Origin of the sequence: Pelobium manganitolerans, assembly GCF_003609575.1 — a bacterium.
GTDB classification, from domain to species: Bacteria; Bacteroidota; Bacteroidia; order Sphingobacteriales; family Sphingobacteriaceae; genus Pseudopedobacter; species Pseudopedobacter manganitolerans.
The window spans coordinates 125,862-142,222 of sequence record NZ_MBTA01000004.1 but is presented as its reverse complement, the minus strand read 5'-3'; the positions used below and the strand labels follow the sequence as shown (position 1 = coordinate 142,222).

Below are 16,361 nucleotides of genomic sequence, written 5' to 3'. Positions count from 1 at the left end.
ATAAATATGCCTAATAAACAGCCGCACAAGCCTAATAAAATGGTAAATTGCGCAAAAATTTGATTCCATGGCAAAACCCACCGCTAAAAAGAAAGGCAGAGAAAAAGCAAAATCACAGTTACACCCGCGCAACAAGCACCACGGACGCTACAATTTACAAGAACTGATAAAAGCGAACGCAGAGCTAGCCACCTTTGTAAAAGTGAACGAACACGGTGCAGAAACCATAGATTTTGCAAATGCAGATGCGGTAAAAGCATTAAACAAGGCTTTATTGCAACATTTTTACGATGTGAAAAGTTGGGATATCCCAGAAGGCTTTCTTTGTCCGCCAATTCCGGGCCGGGCAGATTATGTGCATAACGTAGCCGACTTATTGGCCTTGGCCAATGGCGGGAAAGTACCTACGGGTAAACAAATTAAATGTTTGGATATTGGCGTTGGCGCCAACTGCGTTTATCCGCTAATAGGTACGCATGAGTACGGATGGACTTTCATAGGCTCGGAAATCAGCAAAGAGGCTATTGACGCTGCACAAAAAATAGTGGATGCCAACCCTTCCTTAGCTTCAAAAATAAAGTTGAGGTTGCAAGTTAACCCTAAAAATATATTGCCCGGCGCAATCGAAAAAACAGAACGTATCCACGCCACATTCTGCAATCCACCCTTTTACGCCACCCTTACCGAGGCGCAAAATGCGTCGTTAAAAAAACTGTCTAACCTTAACAAAACGCCAGTTAATGAGGTAAAAAGAAATTTTGGCGGGCAAGAGCATGAGCTGTGGTGCCACGGAGGTGAAGGGAAATTTGTAAACGACATGATCCGCCAGAGCGAAGAGTTCGGGAAATCGTGCTTATGGTTTACCACACTTATATCTAACCATGAAAATTTAAAAGGCGCACAAAAACTTTTAGAAAAACTTGGCGCTGCCGATGTTAAAGTTAAACCGATGGGGCAAGGCAATAAGGTGAGCCGTATTTTGGCCTGGACTTTTATTCCTGCAGAAAAGCGAAAACACTGGTTCCCGAGCAATGGCGAAGCCGCAAAACCCGATAGCGAAGATTAAAACGGTATCGCTTTTGCTAAAAAAAGGATAGGCTTTATTTTATGAAAACTATCCTTTACAGCATTTTACTTACACTTTTTGGAACAATTTGCGCCTGCAACCAAAATTCACCCCAAGTTAAAAATTCACAGCCAGGGCCAAAACCGCTAAAACCCGACACTGTTAAAAGTAGTGAAGTATATTTCCGCGGAAGCGGTACAGAACCATTTTGGGGTTTAGAGATTTCTGAACAAAAAATTGTACTAAACTTATTGGAAGATAGCATAATTGTAAAAACGCCTATTCCACATACGATAAACGGTGTCCAAAATTTTACCGCCGAAGAAAACGGGCAGAAATTGATGCTTAATATCCGTAAAGGCGATTGCAGCGACGGCATGTCTGATAAAATTTATCCCTATACACTTAAGGTAAGCTATCAGAAAAACCGGGCGCAACAAGCTTCCATCCTTAACGGTTGTGGAGCGTTTGTGGGCAATGCTCAAACAAATCTTCCAAACCCTTAACTTGCTTAAAACGAAGATTCATTCTAGATTAGAAATTTTTCTGAAAATGTATTCCTGCTTTCTTTATCTTGGTTACGTGCTATCCACAGCAAATCTTTGACAGATGGCACACCAATAAATAAACAGATCATCATTGCCTTTCGCGCAAGCAAGCAGATCTAATTTTTTGATTTAAAACTATGTGAGATGAAAAACCGTTTAAAACCTTTTCTTTTTTTAAGTGCCATTGTTGGCATCATCAGTTTAGCGGCTATGGTTCCGGCTAAGCAACAGGACGAGCCGAAAGCGAAAAATTTAAAGGTATTGCCTAAAGACATCAGCCATGAAGAACTGGATAAAATTATGGACGATTTTAAAACCGCTTTAGGTGTTAAATGCGATTTTTGCCACGCCAGATCTAAAGACAACCCAAAACGGTTAGATTTTGCTAGTGATGAAAAAGAACACAAAGAAGTAGCGCGTGATATGATGCGGATGACCAACAAAATCAACAAGAAATATTTCAAAGAGCACGAAGGAAACGACCAGATAGCGGCCATACAATGTGTAACCTGCCATAACGGCAATAAAAAACCGCTTAATATGGCCTCAAAAAATTAAGTTTTAGAGAGATTATAACAAAAAAGGGAAACGCAGGCGTTTCCCTTTTTTTGTTAAGCTTAAATAGATTTTTGCCCTTTATGGACGCCCTCGCGAAACTCTTCAATCATTTTTTTATTAAAAGCCGGTATATCTTTGGGCGATCGGCTGGTGACTAAACCTTTATCTACCACCACCTCTTTATCTTCCCAATTAACGCCGGCATTTACCAAATCTGTTTTAATAGATGGGTATGATGTCATTGTTCTGCCGTTTAGCGCGCCGGTTTCAATTAATAACTGCGGTCCGTGGCAAATGGCCGCAATGGGTTTACCTGCTTCAAAAAAAGCTTTGGCAAAATCCACATAATCTGCATTTGCGCGCATTTTATCTGGGTTCATCACGCCTCCCGGAACCATTAGCGCATCATAATCTTCGGGATTCGCTTCGCTCAAAGCTTTATCAACATCCACTTCTTTGCCCCAATCGCTATGGTCCCAAGCTTTGATTTTCCCCTTCTCGGCAGAAATTACATGCACCGTGGCACCGGCATCTAACAAAGCCTTTTGCGGTTCTAGCAATTCCGACTGTTCAAAACCTTGATCGCTTAAAATAGCTACTTTTCTGTTTTTCAAATTTTCCATGGTATTTTATGTTTTACGTTTTTAAACAAACACCAAACCATAAGCAAACAAAACGCGCAATTTTTACAAATTGGTTTCGCTTGAGCGCACAAAATTCTATATTTGAAGAAACAAGCAAACATAAATCACCTTGAAGAAACGTATAGCTATTTTCGCATCTGGTTCCGGATCAAACGCTCAGAAAATTATGGAGCATTTTAAACGTAATGATGATGCCGAGGTAGTGCTGGTTTTAACCAATAACCCCGATGCGTATGTGTTGCAACGTGCAGATAATTTTGAGGTGCCATCGCACATATTTGACCGCCACGAGTTTTACGAAACAAGCAGAGTGGTTACCTTGTTGCGAAATTTAGAGGTTGATTTGGTGGTGCTTGCCGGATTTTTATGGCTGGTTCCGCAAAACTTATTAAAAGCATTTCCAAACAAAATCATCAATATTCATCCTTCTTTACTGCCAAAATACGGAGGTAAAGGCATGTATGGCGAACGCGTGCATAAAGCCGTATTGGCCGCGGCCGAAGCCGAATCTGGTATTACCATCCATTTGGTAAACGATAAATTTGACGAAGGTGAAATTATTCATCAATCTAAATTTAAGATTGAGGCAGATGACGACCTAGAAATGATAAAATTTAAAGTTCAACAGCTAGAGCATCTGCACTTCCCAAAAGTGATAGAAGGCTTGGTAAAAAAAATGAAGGTATCTTAAAAAGGCTTTCTAAAAAGTCATCTTCCGGTGTTTTGTGCATTTCGCACCTATAATTGTACTGTTGATCTTATTTTTTAAATCATTTTTTTGATAGGCTTGTTTCAGACTTATAACAAAACAATTTTATCATGAAAACAAAAAACAAATGGTACACGGCAAGTATAGTATTTGCACTGTTACTCTCAACATCAATTTTCTCGGCCTGTAACAACAACGATGATGATGTGGTTGTTAAGTCTAAAAACATCGTAGAAATTGTTGGATCGGATCCAAATTTCAGCTTTCTAGAAACGGCGGTACTTCTGAACGTTAGTACGATAGGTGACATAAAAAGACATCAAAACAGAAGATTACAGGTTTCTGCCTCCGTCGCAAAAGATTTAGTTGGTTTTATTGTTAGCCGGGCTAAAGTGAAATCTTTTAAATGCCACATGAATGAAGCTGCTGCAAAATAGCAAATAACAGCTCTTTTAGGCTGGGTTTTGCTTCTATTTAAAAGCTTGAAATGAATTTACACATTGTGCTACAAAAAAAATTGATTTTCCTATCTTTGCGCTTTAAAACAAAAACACGCCATGAGCCATCCAGTAAAGATTAAAAACGCCTTAATTTCGGTTTATTACAAAGATAATTTAGAGCCTATTATACAACAGCTCAATAAATTAGGCGTAAACATCTACTCTACCGGAGGAACAGAAAAATTTATTACCGATCTAGGCGTAAAAGTAATTCCTGTTGAAGATTTAACCTCATATCCTTCTATTTTAGGCGGACGCGTTAAAACCCTTCACCCTAAAATCTTTGGTGGCATTTTAACCCGTCGCGCGCATGAGGGCGATCAAGGCCAGATTGAGGAATACGAAATTCCGGAAATTGACCTGGTAATTGTAGATCTTTATCCTTTCGAAGAAACAGTAAAATCTGGCGCTGCAGAGCAGGACATTATCGAAAAAATTGATATAGGTGGCATTTCTTTAATTAGAGCGGCTGCTAAAAACCATAAAGATGTGGTTATCATCGCTTCAAAAGATGATTACAGCACCCTGAACAATATTTTAGAAGCGCAACAAGGCGAAACTTCTTTAGAACAACGTAAAGCCTTTGCCCGCAATGCTTTCAACATCTCATCGCACTATGATACTGCTATTTTTAACTGGTTTAACCAAGGCGATGATGCCCTAACGTTATTTAAACAAAGCGAACAAAAAGCGTCTGTATTGCGTTACGGAGAAAATCCTCACCAAAAAGGCTATTTCTATGGTGATTTGGATGCGATGTTTGAAAAACTGAACGGCAAAGAATTGTCATACAACAATTTGGTTGATGTGGACGCTGCCGTTGCCTTAATTGATGAGTTTGAAGAGCCAACTTTCGCCATTTTAAAACATACCAACGCTTGCGGAATTGCCAGCCGGCCTCAATTATTAGATGCCTGGAAAACAGCTTTAGCTTGCGACCCAATTTCTGCGTTTGGTGGCGTGCTTATTTGCAATGGCGAAGTTGATGAAGCTACGGCAAACGAAATTAACCAGCTTTTCTTTGAGGTACTCATTGCGCCGGCTTATAGCGCAAAAGCACAGGAAATACTTACCAGCAAGAAAAACCGCATTATTTTACGCCGCAAAGAGGTAGAATTGCCTAATAAATTGTTCAAAACCCTATTAAACGGTGTGATTGAACAAGATAAAGACAGCACGGTAGAAGGTCCGGATGCAATGAAAGCAGTAACCCAAAAGCAACCTAGCGCACAGGAGTTACAAGATTTGTTTTTTGCTAATAAAGTGGTAAAACATACCAAATCAAACACCATTGTTTTTGCTAAAGACAACACCTTAATTGCAAGCGGTGTTGGCCAAACTTCAAGAGTTGATTCTTTAAAACAGGCGGTAATCAAAGCAGAAACTTTCGGTTTTGATTTGAAAGGGGCAGTAATGGCTTCGGATGCGTTTTTCCCATTCCCAGATTGCGTGGAGCTAGCGGCAGAAGCGGGCATCAGCGCAGTTTTACAGCCGGGCGGTTCTATCAAAGACCAAGACTCTATTGATATGGCAAACCAAAAAGGTATAGCGATGGTAACTACCGGAGTTCGCCATTTTAAACATTAATACTAAATTAGCATCGCTAAAAAGATTGTTTTTGATATTTTTAGCTTTTAAATTCTACAACACCACAAGAACGTCATAAATGGGTTTATTCAACTGGTTCACACAAGAAATAGCGATTGATTTAGGTACCGCTAACACTTTAATTATCCATAACGACAAGGTTGTTGTAGATGAACCGTCTATTGTTGCGTTTGACCGCACCACCAATAAAGTTATCGCAATTGGCAGGCAAGCGATGCAAATGGAAGGCAAAACCCACGAAAATATCAAAACCGTCCGTCCGTTAAAAGACGGTGTTATTGCTGATTTTAACGCGGCCGAACACATGATCCGCGGGATGATTAAAATGATCAATAACGGTAAGGGATGGTTTTTCCCTTCGTTAAGGATGGTCATCTGTATCCCTTCGGGCATTACAGAGGTCGAAAAAAGAGCCGTGCGCGACTCGGCCGAAATTGCAGGCGCCAAAGAAGTATATTTAATTCACGAGCCAATGGCCGCCGCAGTAGGTATTGGGATTGATGTGGAAGAACCAATGGGTAATATGATTATTGACATTGGTGGCGGGACTACGGAAATTGCGGTAATAGCCCTCTCGGGAATTGTTTGCGACCAATCTATCCGCGTGGCCGGCGATAATTTTGATTCTGACATTGTAAACTATATCCGCAGACAGCACAATATTATGATTGGCGACAGAACTGCGGAGCGCATTAAAATTGAAGTGGGTTCTGCTTTGCCCGAATTGCAAGACGCGCCTGGCGATTTTGCCGTGCAAGGCCGTGATTTGATGACCGGCGTGCCTAAACAAATTACAGTTTCTTATACAGAAATAGCGCATTGCTTAGATAAATCGATCTCGAAAATTGAAGAGGCTATTTTAAAAGCCCTCGAGATTACACCGCCAGAACTTTCTGCAGATATTTACCAAACAGGTATTTACTTAACCGGTGGCGGTGCGCTATTGCGCGGCTTGGATAAACGTGTAAGCTCTAAAACCAAATTGCCGGTACACGTTGCCGATGATCCTTTGCGTGCCGTAGTTAGAGGTACCGGAATTTCCTTAAAGAACGTACAGAACTTTAAGTTTTTGATACAGTAGTTCTTTAGATGTGAGTTTGAGACGTGAGATAGGAGAGCTTGCGTTGTGGAAAATATTAGAATGCAAGATGTAGCTTGCGTTATGGAAAGCAGGAATTGAGAGATTCTTGCTTTTTTTTATATTCAATTTTGTTTCTTAGATAAACAAATACCCGATTTTTGGGAAATCTACAAAGGTTTATCCGGCAAAATCTTTTATCGAACAATTGAAAATTTTAGCGAGCTCATTTAAATGAATAAGGCAGACAAAACCTTAATTTTAGATACATTTACAGTTAATTCATTATCTCTAAAACAGCTGAGATTTAACCTTATAAAAAATGTTTAGGCACCAAGGTAAAAGCCGAACTCTAAAACATAACCTACAGATTGCCGCTGTTTTATCTTTTGTTGCCGGAATTGTAAATGTTGTCGGTTTTTTAGCAATAAAACAGCTTACTACTAATGTAACAGGACATTTCGCTCTCTTTATTTACGATGTTGCACATTTCGAATTTTGGAAAGGAACCATTTATTTTCTCTATATCTTCTCTTTTCTTGCAGGTTCATTTTCATCAAGTATGCTTATCGAAATATTCAAAGAAAACAGAAAGCTCAACGTATTTGTATTGCCCACAATAATTGAATGCCTTATTTTAATTACAATTGCGCTAATTAGTAATTTCATCCAATTCCGGTATCCCAATTTAATTGCCTGTTTATTGCTTTTTGCCATGGGGTTGCAGAATGCTTACGTTACAAAAATTTCAAACGCTACCGTTAGAACCACGCACCTTACCGGACTTTTTACAGATTTAGGGATTGACCTCTCCCACTTGTTTTTCCAAAAATCGGAACTACAAATAAAAAAGCTAAAGTCAGCCATTAAACTTCGTATTTATATCATTTCCTTCTTTTTTGGAGGTGGTTTGATAGGTGGTTTTCTTTACTCAAAGCTTAACATGGAATTAAACGCTTTAATTTTTGCTGCAGCAATTTTGTTGATCAGTCTATTTTACGATGAGTTCAGATATAAACTGATAAAAACACAAAGAAGCCATCGTTATTGAGTACTTAAATCTATCCTTTCATCATCAATTCATAATAAAAAACAACTCTTACCGCTTTTAAGGATTTACAAATCCTGACCTGTATTAGAGTTTAAACTTCAATTCGCCATAAACGTAAGTTCTGGTAACTGTCTTAGCACTTGAGGATAAATCAATTGACTTAGCGCTTACGTCAAACTTTGACGATTTTGAAGATGGTTTACGATACGCAATTACTATAGATAACCACTCGGACGTAATTATTACCCGAAACAAAAAGGATTTCAAAAATGCTAAAATTCCAGTAATGACGGCAGGGGAATACATTAACAAATAATTCTTTTAAGCTACTCACATCCCCCTCATCAACTCATAATAAAAGCCTATTCCTTTCTTAAACTCGCTTACTTTAATCCGCTCGTTTACACCGTGGAAACCTTCGGGATCTGTAAATGGAATAAAACGGAAAACTTGGGCGGTTAAATCGCCAAAATAACGGCTATCTGTGGCTCCTAACACCAAATAAGGTGCTACTACAATGTCTTTCTTGTAAGCACTAATTGTTTTTTGGATATAAGCAAAGCTGCTATCTGTAACAGAAGCAACCTGGCTAGGGCTGTGCCCCGCTCCTTCCGGAATAATTTGTATCTGATTATTATCAATTATCTTTTTTACGTGGGCTATCACATCGGCTTGGGAAACACCGGGCAGAGTGCGAAAGTTGACAGTGGCTTCTGCTTCGCCCGGAATTAAATTTTCTTTAACGCCCGCATTAAATATCGTAGTTGCGGTGGTGGTGCGGATGGTGGCATTGCCAGTTGGAGATTTGGCATAAGTACTTTTAATGATGGGCGTAAATAACCATCGGTTGGCCATAGCCATTTTGCTGGTAAAAGGCATTTCGGGACCTACAAAATCCAAGAAATTTTGGACGGTTGAATTCAGCTCTGCCTCAAAAGGATGATCTTTTAAAGCAACAACCGCTTTTGCCAGTTCATCAATGGCGGTTTTATGTTCGGGCATGGACGAATGTCCGCCCGGAATATTTATTTTCAACTTTAATGTTTGATATCCTTTTTCTGCAATGCCCACTACGGCGGCTGTTTTACCTAAACCCGGCACCTTATATTCTGTTACAATTCCTCCCTCATCCAATACAAAACGCGGGGCTATGTTACGCTCTTTAAACAGCTTTGCTATCGCCTTAGCGCCTTGTAGACCCATTACCTCTTCATCATGACCAAAAACAAAATAAATATCGCATTTAGGTTTAAACCCCTGTTTGACCAAAGTTTCTGCAGCTTCTAAAATGGCAATTAAACTCCCTTTATCATCAATTGCACCGCGCCCGTACACAAATCCGTTTTTTATCTCGCCCGAAAAAGGATCAGCATCCCATTGGCTACGCGTAGCTTCTTCAATAGGCACTACATCCTGGTGTGCCATTAAAACTGCTGGCTTACCTTTGTTATCCAAACCTTTCCAATGTAAAACAATACCAAAAAAGTTGACGTATTCTACCTCCATCCCAGCAAAAACCGCCGGATAACTGCTTACTAAAAAATGCTGAAAGGCCGAAAATGCGCTACTGTCCATCTTTGTTGGCTCGTCATATGAGATGGTTTTAATTTGTATAGCTCTTTGCAAACGAACTACCGACGAGTCTGTGACCGCTAAAGGTACGTAGCTTTGTTCCTGCATTTGTTTGCTTTTAAAAAGCACTGTTTTAACCAACACCACTACCACAAGCAAAAACAGCAAAGCACCGATGAGTTTCAGAAATGTTTTCATGATGGAAAATAAGCAATTCGTTTTTAAATGTGGCAAGCGCACATCAGCTTTTGGCAATAAAATTGTTTTATAACAGCGAAAAAGCATCATCATGGAAAACAAGGAAGAAGAATTCAGAAAATCACCGGAAGGGATTGAACATGACTATAACGAAAACCAGCAAAACCCCGCACCTGCAGAGGAAGCTGTAACCGAAAAAAACGACCAATCAGCCGGAAAAACCATCCACTGGATTATACCGGTATGCCTGGTAATATTATTTATTGTTTATCTTATCGTAAGAAAATAGACGGGTTCACAATCATTTAAGATTGAGCTTTTGTTAGTATCAGCCGTTATTTTTATTATTTGTGCCATCAGCATACAATAAAATGACACAAAAGGCGCTTTAAAATGATAACAAAATCAAATCTCTATGAACAAAGACCATTTAAAAACTGCCTTTTTACTTTCCGCATTCCTGTTTTTTGGTTTTTATGTGCAGGCTCAAAGCATTAACGATCAATTTAAACAGGTGGTAGAAGGTTCTAACAATTATCAAGAATATAAAGTAATTAAGCAGAGCCACATCAATTCGTTGTGGAAAAACACCGTGGACACTTTGCAGCGCAAAGAAGCCAAATACGCGCAGATAGCTACCACGCTAAATGAGCGCGAACAAGCCTTAAAAAAGCAGCACAGCCAACTGGCCGAGAAAGAAAAATCTTTACAAGCATCTATCAACAGTGCCAACGAAATCACTTTTTTAGGCCTTTTTAGTATCGAAAAAGGCAACTACCGGATGCTGATGTGGGGATTTATTATTGCATTAGCGGTAATTGCTACTGTTTTATACTTTACAGCATTTGCTGCCCGAAAAGAAGCACGCTACCGCATCAAACTTTTTGAGGATTTACAAGACGAGTTTAAAACCTATAAAACCAAGGCCAACGATAACGAAAAGAAGCTAGCACGTGCCTTGCAAGATGAGCGCAATAAACTGGCCGAGTATAACTTATTATAATTGTAGAGGTCTACGATTTTCAGATCCAGAAAATCGTAGACCTCTCATCATTTTATGAAATCTTCTCTTAACGGACTAAAAACATCTACCAATACGCCTGCTTCTTCACATTTTACGCCGTGCAAAGCGTTTGAAGGTACGCGGAAACCGTCGCCCTTCTTCAACAAGGCTGAATTACCGTCAATGGTGACTAAAAAACTACCGCTCTCTACAAAGGTCACTTGCGTATGCGGATGTTGGTGAACCGAGCCGATAGCGCCAGTTTCAAATTTCACTTTCACCATCATCGCTTTGGCATCAAAACCTAACATTTGGCGCTGTACACCGTCGCCTAAGTCTTCCCAGCTAATATCATCAGCTGTTTGAAAAATATTACTTTCCATAATTAACAATTGTAAATCTGTAAATTTCGCATTTAAAGCTGATTTTTTAAACGTAATTTACTTGAGGTCGTGTCGGATTAAAATCTAAAATTTCATCTATCCTTGCGAGAAAATCAGTGCTGTGTATGGCGCTATGGACACTTCGGCGCTGTGCTCAAAGCCATCGCAAGCTTGGCCGGTTGCTTCCACATCAAAAGACTGGTAATTGCTAAAATCCGCATCGTAACCATCCCAATCAGAGTTGAACCGTATTCTCCATAAACCCGGCGCAGGAAAACCGATGCGATAAACTGCCTTTTCTGTAACCGAGAAGTTAAGCACTACCACGGTTGTATCGCGCTCGCCCCCTTCTTTCCAGCGTTGGTAAGCAACCACTTTTTGCTCCTGATCTGCCCGAATAATTTGAATATGTTGCCCGCAAAGACCACGCGTGAAATCTTGTTTATTTAGCCGCAAAGCAATCAAATCTTTATGTAACTGAAAAATCCCTTTATGTTGTTCTAACAAAGACCAATCAATGGGGTCGGTGTCAGAAAACCATCTATCTTCCAAAAGTTCTTGCCCTTGAAAAATCATCGGGATGCCGGGCGCTGTCATCACTAAAGCAATACCTAAAGTTGCACGCTTTTTAGAGTACCAATTGTTTACATCGTCAAATGCTATCTCTTCTGCCACGCGGGCTGTTCCGTTGCCAACCTCATCATGCGATTCGGTATAAATTACCCTCTTAAACGCGCCATTACTGTAACGCTGTGTTAGGGCTTTTGCTACCTGCTCCATATCGCGCTGCTCGTCTTCTTGGGTGATAAGAACATTGCGTATGGTATGTACAAATACCGAATCCCACTGACTGCTAAAACCCACACCGCCATCATTTAAGCTATTGGTTATGACCTCCAAATTGTGCAGATCCTCGGCTATAATCAGTTTCTGCGGATATTTCTCTTGTACTTCTGCATTAATTTCTTTCAATAAAGTAACGGCCTCTGCAATGCCTTGCGCCATATCCTGCCCTTCTTCCACATGGCGCATATAGTAAGTGCTGTCTAAGCGCAATCCGTCTATATGAAAATCTGTAAGCCACATCCGTGCGTTGTCTTTAATGTAATTACGCACCTCTGGCCGGCCGTAATCCGGACGTGTGTCGCCCCAAGGCGTGGCAGATTTCCAGTCGTTATAAAAGTATATGCCTCCTTTATCATTCTCGTACCAGCCATCAAAACGCCATAAATCAATATCAGAAGGGCCAAAATGATTATACACGGCATCCAAAATCACCGCTATACCGTGGTTGTGAGCCTCTTTTACCAGTGCTTTCAAGGCATCTGGACCACCATAGTCAGATTCTATCGCAAACGGATAGGCAGGGTTATAGCCCCAAGAATATGCTCCCGGAAACTCAAACGGAGGCATAATCTCGATCACGTTTATGCCTAAGTCTTTTAAATAAGGTATCTTTTCTTTTAGTGTGTAAAAATTGCCCGGCTGGTTTTTTTCTTTAGTGTAAAAAGTTCCTAAATGCAATTCATAAATCACAGCTTCATTCCAATAAGGCATAAAAGATTGGTCATCTTCCCAATCAAACCGCTCATTATCATAAACCACAGAATTACCATTAGAGTTGGTTAATTCACGGGCGTAAGGATCGTTTTTAATCAATTTTTCATCGGCCTTGCTAATAATGACGTATTTGTACTGGCTACCTGCTTTAGCTTGCGCTACATTTATTCCGTAGTAACCATTATCTTCCAGCTTTAGCTCTAATTCATCCTCGCGCCAAGCGTTAAAATCGCCCATTACAAAAACGCGTTTGGCATTAGGCGCCCAAACCCTAAAAAACACGCCTTGCTGATGTACAATTGCACCCATGCCGGGCACAGATATATTTTGCTGTATATTTTTTTGCATACTTATTTTTAGCCAAGCCTAAGCTAATATGCTGCCATAAATAAGCTGAAAACGATAATTTTTTGGGCGTTTTTACGCTGTCTTACATACGCCGCTTCGCTTTGGTTTTTTGCGCAGAAAAAGCGCAAAAGAACCGGCTTTTACAAAGCCGTATTTCAGCCAACTAACGCGGATTAATGCTTTGGAACGTGTTTTTTAGGGAAAAGCAAAGACGCAACAATACTTACGGTTAAAATTGCTAAAATGATAAACAGCGAGTGCATGGTGGTAAAACCCCACAGCTTTAGATAATGGTGCGTTAGCATTTTGAACCCAATAAACATCAGCAAAATTGCCAAACCTGTTTTTAAGTAATGGAACTTGTGGATAACGTTTACCAACAAAAAAAACATGGAACGCAGGCCGAGAATAGCGAAAATGTTTGAGAAGAATACGATGTAAGGGTCTTTGGTTACCGCAAAAATTGCCGGGATAGAGTCTACTGCAAAAATGACATCCGAAAACTCAATCACCAACAAAACCAAAAACAATGGCGTTAAATACAGCTTGCCGTTTTTACGGTGAAAAAAATCATGGCCCACATACTCTGGATGGATGGGAAAAAAGCGCGAAGCAAACTTTACTACTTTATGGTTTTCGGGGTCAATTTGTTCTTCCTCATCTTTCGCTTTAAACATCATAAAGCCACTGTAAATTAAGAAAGCGCCAAAAACGTACAATATCCAACCGAATTTGCTAATGAGCGTTGCGCCCACAAAAATAAAAATGAAGCGCATGACTACGGCGCCCAAAATACCCCAAAAAAGCACCCTGTGGTAATATTTTTCGGCTACACCAAAAGCCGAAAATATCAATACCATCACAAAAATATTATCTACCGATAGCGCATATTCTATCACATAACCGGTAATAAACTCGAGCCCTAAATTATCGTTATACTTTTTTAGGTTTTCGCTAAAGTTGGCACCGTTGAGCGTAATATTGTGCTGGTGGTCTTTTACTACCTGAGCAAGGTGCGCTTGGTTATGGATGTTATGAAGCTCGTGCCCTTCGGTTTTTAAAAAAAAGTAAAAACCAATGGCAAATGAAACCCAAATAGCGCTCATAACGGCGGCTTGCTTGAAGCTCACTTTATGGTCTTTTTTATTAAAAACACCTAAATCAAGGGCAAGCATCAACACTATAAAAAGTGTGAAACCGCCAAAAAAGATCATCTCGTGGCTCATCTATTTTTTTCTTTCGGTAGTAAAGCGTACTAAATTTTGCAAACCTGTTTTAAAAGCCGACTGGGGAAAACTATCCAAAATGGCAAAAGCCTGGTTTTGGTAGTTTAGCATCTGTTCTTCGGCATAACTTAGTCCGCCACTCTCCCGCACAAAATCTATAATCTGCTTTAGCTTATCTTCGTTATCGCTATGGTTTTTCACCAGGTTTATCATCTGTTTTTTCAAAGGTTTATCTGCTTTGTTAAGTGCATAAATCAAAGGCAGGGTTACTTTCTTCTCCTTAATATCTATACCTTTAGGTTTGCCCACATCATCCACCCCAAAGTCAAATAAATCATCTTTTATCTGAAAAGCGATACCAATTTTCTCGCCAAAATTTTTCATCTGTTCTACCACTTCGGTACTAGCACCGGCAGATGCGGCACCTGCAGCGCAACAAGATGAAATTAAAGAAGCTGTTTTTTGCCTAATTACCTCGTAATAAACAGATTCGCTAATGTCCATGCGCCGTACTTTCTCAATTTGCAAAAGCTCGCCTTCGCTCATTTGTTGCACTGCATCTGAAACAATTTTAAGTAAATCAAACTCTTTGTTATCTACAGAAAGCTGCAAACCTTTGGATAGCAAGTAATCGCCTACCAATACCGCAATTTTGTTTTTCCAAAGGGCATTAACAGAGAAAAAACCACGGCGTTCAAAAGAATTATCCACCACATCATCATGCACCAAAGTTGCCGTATGTAAAAGCTCTACCAAAGCAGCGCCGCGGTAGGTAGACTCGGTAATGCCACCACACAAGCCAGCAGAAAAAAACACAAACATTGGGCGCATCTGTTTGCCTTTGCGTTTCACAATATAATGTGTAATCCGATCTAATAAAGGCACAGAGCTTTGCATTGATGCTTTGAATTTATCTTCAAAAGCATCCAGTTCTTTAGCAATAGGCTGTTTTATGTCGTCCAAATTCATTGAGGCAAGCCTTTCTTTTTTGGTTTGCAAACATAAGTTAAAAAAAGCGATTATAGAATTTGGGTTGGCAGGAATGTTATTGCACTAACGAAGCTTTAGGTATTGAAACACCAACTATAGAACAGACTAGAATATCAAATTAAAGACTGAAATTGTTAAATTTGATTATGGAAACTTTAATAATAAATGTTCCCGGAACCAAAGTTAAGCTGGTAAAGGAAATTTTAAAAGAGCTGGGCGCCACTTTCACATCAGAGTCTCATCTAAGTAAACCTTCCGACTTTTTGGGTGTGCTATTAAAAAATGAGGTTGAAGCTATGTTATCAGAGGCTAAAAAAAGTCGCGAAGAATGGGAGAAAAATACTTAATCGACTCCAATATCCTAATTGAATATTTAGGTCTTTGCTATGATGAAGAGATAAATCAAAAAAATCACCAACATTATAGATAGCGATTTCAACATCTCATTCATTAATAAAATTGAAGTACCTGGCCATGCCAAATCGAATTCAAAAGTGTTCGATTTTATTAATCTTGCAAAAGTAATTACGATTAAAGAGCATATTATTAAGACCACCATAGACTTAAGAAAATCAAATAAGATAAAATTACCCGATGCAATAATTGCAGCTACAGCAATAGCTTATGATTTAACACTACTGACACATAACGTTAATGATTTCAAAACTTAAAAGGTTTGAGAATTTACGACCCTATGATGAAATAGGCAAAGCTCGAGGTTTCCACACTTAATTATACTCTTTACGATATCTTTGCCACGCTCATTTGGACACATGAAAAAATACCTTCTGATAATAATTGCATTATTCTTTATCACAGACCTAGTTTTTGCTCAAGAAAAGCAAAGCAATCGTTTCCGTACATCAAGCCAAACCAGCATTAGTTATGTTTTCGGTTTAAATGAACACGCTTTGGGCGGACAAACAAATGCGTTACAGGTTAAACTAATGCTTGGGAAAGCAAACGAACGTGTAGGTTTCGGGATTGGCATAGAGAATACCAACTACCGCGGTACAGGATCTAATTTTGACGTTTTGGGTTTTAGCGCCAACGCCCATTTACTGGCCAAAGCAATCTCTACAGACGAAACCAATTTCTTTATAAAAGGTGCTGCAGGCTACGCACCACGCATTTTCCGCACTTATAACAAAGGCTTTTTTGCTGATGCAGCCGGCGGACTTATTTTTACCACTAAAAGAAAATCAAAGTATTTTGTACAGGCAATTTACAGGCACCAACAGGTTGAGGGTTTTATGACTGGCAATGTGAAACCGGAAATACACGGTTTAGGCGCTGGAGTAGGGACGTGGTTTTAGGGT

19 protein-coding genes are annotated in these 16,361 nt (G+C 39.7%); 13 read left to right on the top strand and 6 right to left on the bottom strand.

What is annotated here, in order from left to right; all coding sequences use genetic code 11:
* The first annotated feature begins 67 nt into the window (after window positions 1-67).
* The 3 genes from rlmF (at window position 68) to BCY91_RS04675 (ending at window position 2,172) form a co-directional block, all read left to right on the top strand.
* Entirely contained in the window at window positions 68-1,066 is a 999-nt protein-coding gene (gene rlmF, locus BCY91_RS04685) for a 23S rRNA (adenine(1618)-N(6))-methyltransferase RlmF (RefSeq protein ID WP_120180859.1), read from the top strand.
* A gap of 41 nt (window positions 1,067-1,107) precedes the next feature.
* Window positions 1,108-1,572 carry a COG3650 family protein gene (locus BCY91_RS04680; protein ID WP_120180858.1) on the top strand — a complete coding sequence of 155 codons (465 nt, stop codon included), beginning with the start codon at window positions 1,108-1,110 and terminating at the stop codon, window positions 1,570-1,572.
* Window positions 1,573-1,758: 186 nt separating this feature from the next.
* On the top strand, window positions 1,759-2,172 hold the full coding sequence (locus BCY91_RS04675) for a c-type cytochrome (protein ID WP_120180857.1): 414 nt from the start codon (window positions 1,759-1,761) through the stop codon (window positions 2,170-2,172).
* Between the two features lie 59 nt (window positions 2,173-2,231).
* On the opposite strand, the gene BCY91_RS04670 is transcribed toward BCY91_RS04675, so the two are convergent.
* Window positions 2,232-2,795, bottom strand: coding sequence for a type 1 glutamine amidotransferase domain-containing protein (locus BCY91_RS04670; protein WP_120180856.1), 564 nt, complete (start codon window positions 2,793-2,795; stop codon window positions 2,232-2,234).
* Between the two features lie 130 nt (window positions 2,796-2,925).
* On the opposite strand from BCY91_RS04670, the gene purN reads away from it, so the two are divergent.
* The 5 genes from purN to BCY91_RS04645 all read left to right on the top strand — a co-directional run bounded on the left by purN (window position 2,926) and on the right by BCY91_RS04645 (window position 7,762).
* Complete coding sequence (purN, locus tag BCY91_RS04665) at window positions 2,926-3,507, top strand: phosphoribosylglycinamide formyltransferase (protein ID WP_120180855.1); 582 nt, start codon at window positions 2,926-2,928, stop codon at window positions 3,505-3,507.
* 128 nt (window positions 3,508-3,635) lie between these two features.
* A complete protein-coding gene (locus BCY91_RS04660) occupies window positions 3,636-3,962 on the top strand; it encodes a hypothetical protein (protein WP_120180854.1) in 327 nt (108 codons plus the stop codon).
* 120 nt (window positions 3,963-4,082) lie between these two features.
* Window positions 4,083-5,612 (top strand): bifunctional phosphoribosylaminoimidazolecarboxamide formyltransferase/IMP cyclohydrolase, encoded by a 1,530-nt coding sequence (purH, locus tag BCY91_RS04655; RefSeq protein ID WP_120180853.1) that lies wholly within the window; start codon window positions 4,083-4,085, stop codon window positions 5,610-5,612.
* A gap of 79 nt (window positions 5,613-5,691) precedes the next feature.
* Window positions 5,692-6,714: a rod shape-determining protein gene (locus BCY91_RS04650; RefSeq protein WP_120180852.1), complete on the top strand. Its 1,023-nt coding sequence runs from the start codon at window positions 5,692-5,694 to the stop codon at window positions 6,712-6,714.
* Window positions 6,715-7,033: 319 nt separating this feature from the next.
* On the top strand, window positions 7,034-7,762 hold the full coding sequence (locus tag BCY91_RS04645; RefSeq protein ID WP_120180851.1) for a YoaK family protein: 729 nt from the start codon (window positions 7,034-7,036) through the stop codon (window positions 7,760-7,762).
* Window positions 7,763-8,092: 330 nt separating this feature from the next.
* On the opposite strand, the gene BCY91_RS04640 is transcribed toward BCY91_RS04645, so the two are convergent.
* A complete protein-coding gene (locus tag BCY91_RS04640; protein WP_120180901.1) occupies window positions 8,093-9,532 on the bottom strand; it encodes a M20/M25/M40 family metallo-hydrolase in 1,440 nt (479 codons plus the stop codon).
* 91 nt (window positions 9,533-9,623) lie between these two features.
* Here BCY91_RS04640 and BCY91_RS04635 point away from each other — a divergent pair, with 91 nt between their 5' ends.
* Window positions 9,624-9,821, top strand: coding sequence for a hypothetical protein (locus tag BCY91_RS04635; RefSeq protein WP_120180850.1), 198 nt, complete (start codon window positions 9,624-9,626; stop codon window positions 9,819-9,821).
* A 126-nt stretch (window positions 9,822-9,947) separates the two neighbouring features.
* Complete coding sequence (locus BCY91_RS04630) at window positions 9,948-10,535, top strand: hypothetical protein (RefSeq protein ID WP_120180849.1); 588 nt, start codon at window positions 9,948-9,950, stop codon at window positions 10,533-10,535.
* A 47-nt stretch (window positions 10,536-10,582) separates the two neighbouring features.
* On the opposite strand, the gene BCY91_RS04625 is transcribed toward BCY91_RS04630, so the two are convergent.
* The 4 genes from BCY91_RS04625 to BCY91_RS04610 form a co-directional block, all read right to left on the bottom strand.
* Window positions 10,583-10,918: a cupin domain-containing protein gene (locus BCY91_RS04625; protein ID WP_120180848.1), complete on the bottom strand. Its 336-nt coding sequence runs from the start codon at window positions 10,916-10,918 to the stop codon at window positions 10,583-10,585.
* A gap of 96 nt (window positions 10,919-11,014) precedes the next feature.
* Window positions 11,015-12,826: an alpha-amylase family glycosyl hydrolase gene (locus tag BCY91_RS04620; RefSeq protein ID WP_120180847.1), complete on the bottom strand. Its 1,812-nt coding sequence runs from the start codon at window positions 12,824-12,826 to the stop codon at window positions 11,015-11,017.
* A gap of 173 nt (window positions 12,827-12,999) precedes the next feature.
* Window positions 13,000-14,052 (bottom strand): TerC family protein, encoded by a 1,053-nt coding sequence (locus BCY91_RS04615; RefSeq protein WP_120180846.1) that lies wholly within the window; start codon window positions 14,050-14,052, stop codon window positions 13,000-13,002.
* The gene (locus tag BCY91_RS04610; RefSeq protein ID WP_120180900.1) at window positions 14,053-15,021 is read right to left on the bottom strand and encodes a polyprenyl synthetase family protein; all 969 of its coding nucleotides are present in this window, start codon (window positions 15,019-15,021) and stop codon (window positions 14,053-14,055) included.
* Between the two features lie 167 nt (window positions 15,022-15,188).
* Here BCY91_RS04610 and BCY91_RS04605 point away from each other — a divergent pair, with 167 nt between their 5' ends.
* From BCY91_RS04605 to BCY91_RS04595, 3 genes are all read left to right on the top strand, one after another.
* The gene (locus BCY91_RS04605) at window positions 15,189-15,389 is read left to right on the top strand and encodes a P-loop NTPase family protein (RefSeq protein WP_120180845.1); all 201 of its coding nucleotides are present in this window, start codon (window positions 15,189-15,191) and stop codon (window positions 15,387-15,389) included.
* A gap of 54 nt (window positions 15,390-15,443) precedes the next feature.
* Entirely contained in the window at window positions 15,444-15,713 is a 270-nt protein-coding gene (locus BCY91_RS18035) for a PIN domain-containing protein (protein ID WP_120180844.1), read from the top strand.
* A 102-nt stretch (window positions 15,714-15,815) separates the two neighbouring features.
* Window positions 15,816-16,358 (top strand): hypothetical protein, encoded by a 543-nt coding sequence (locus tag BCY91_RS04595; protein ID WP_120180843.1) that lies wholly within the window; start codon window positions 15,816-15,818, stop codon window positions 16,356-16,358.
* Window positions 16,359-16,361 lie beyond the last annotated feature (3 nt).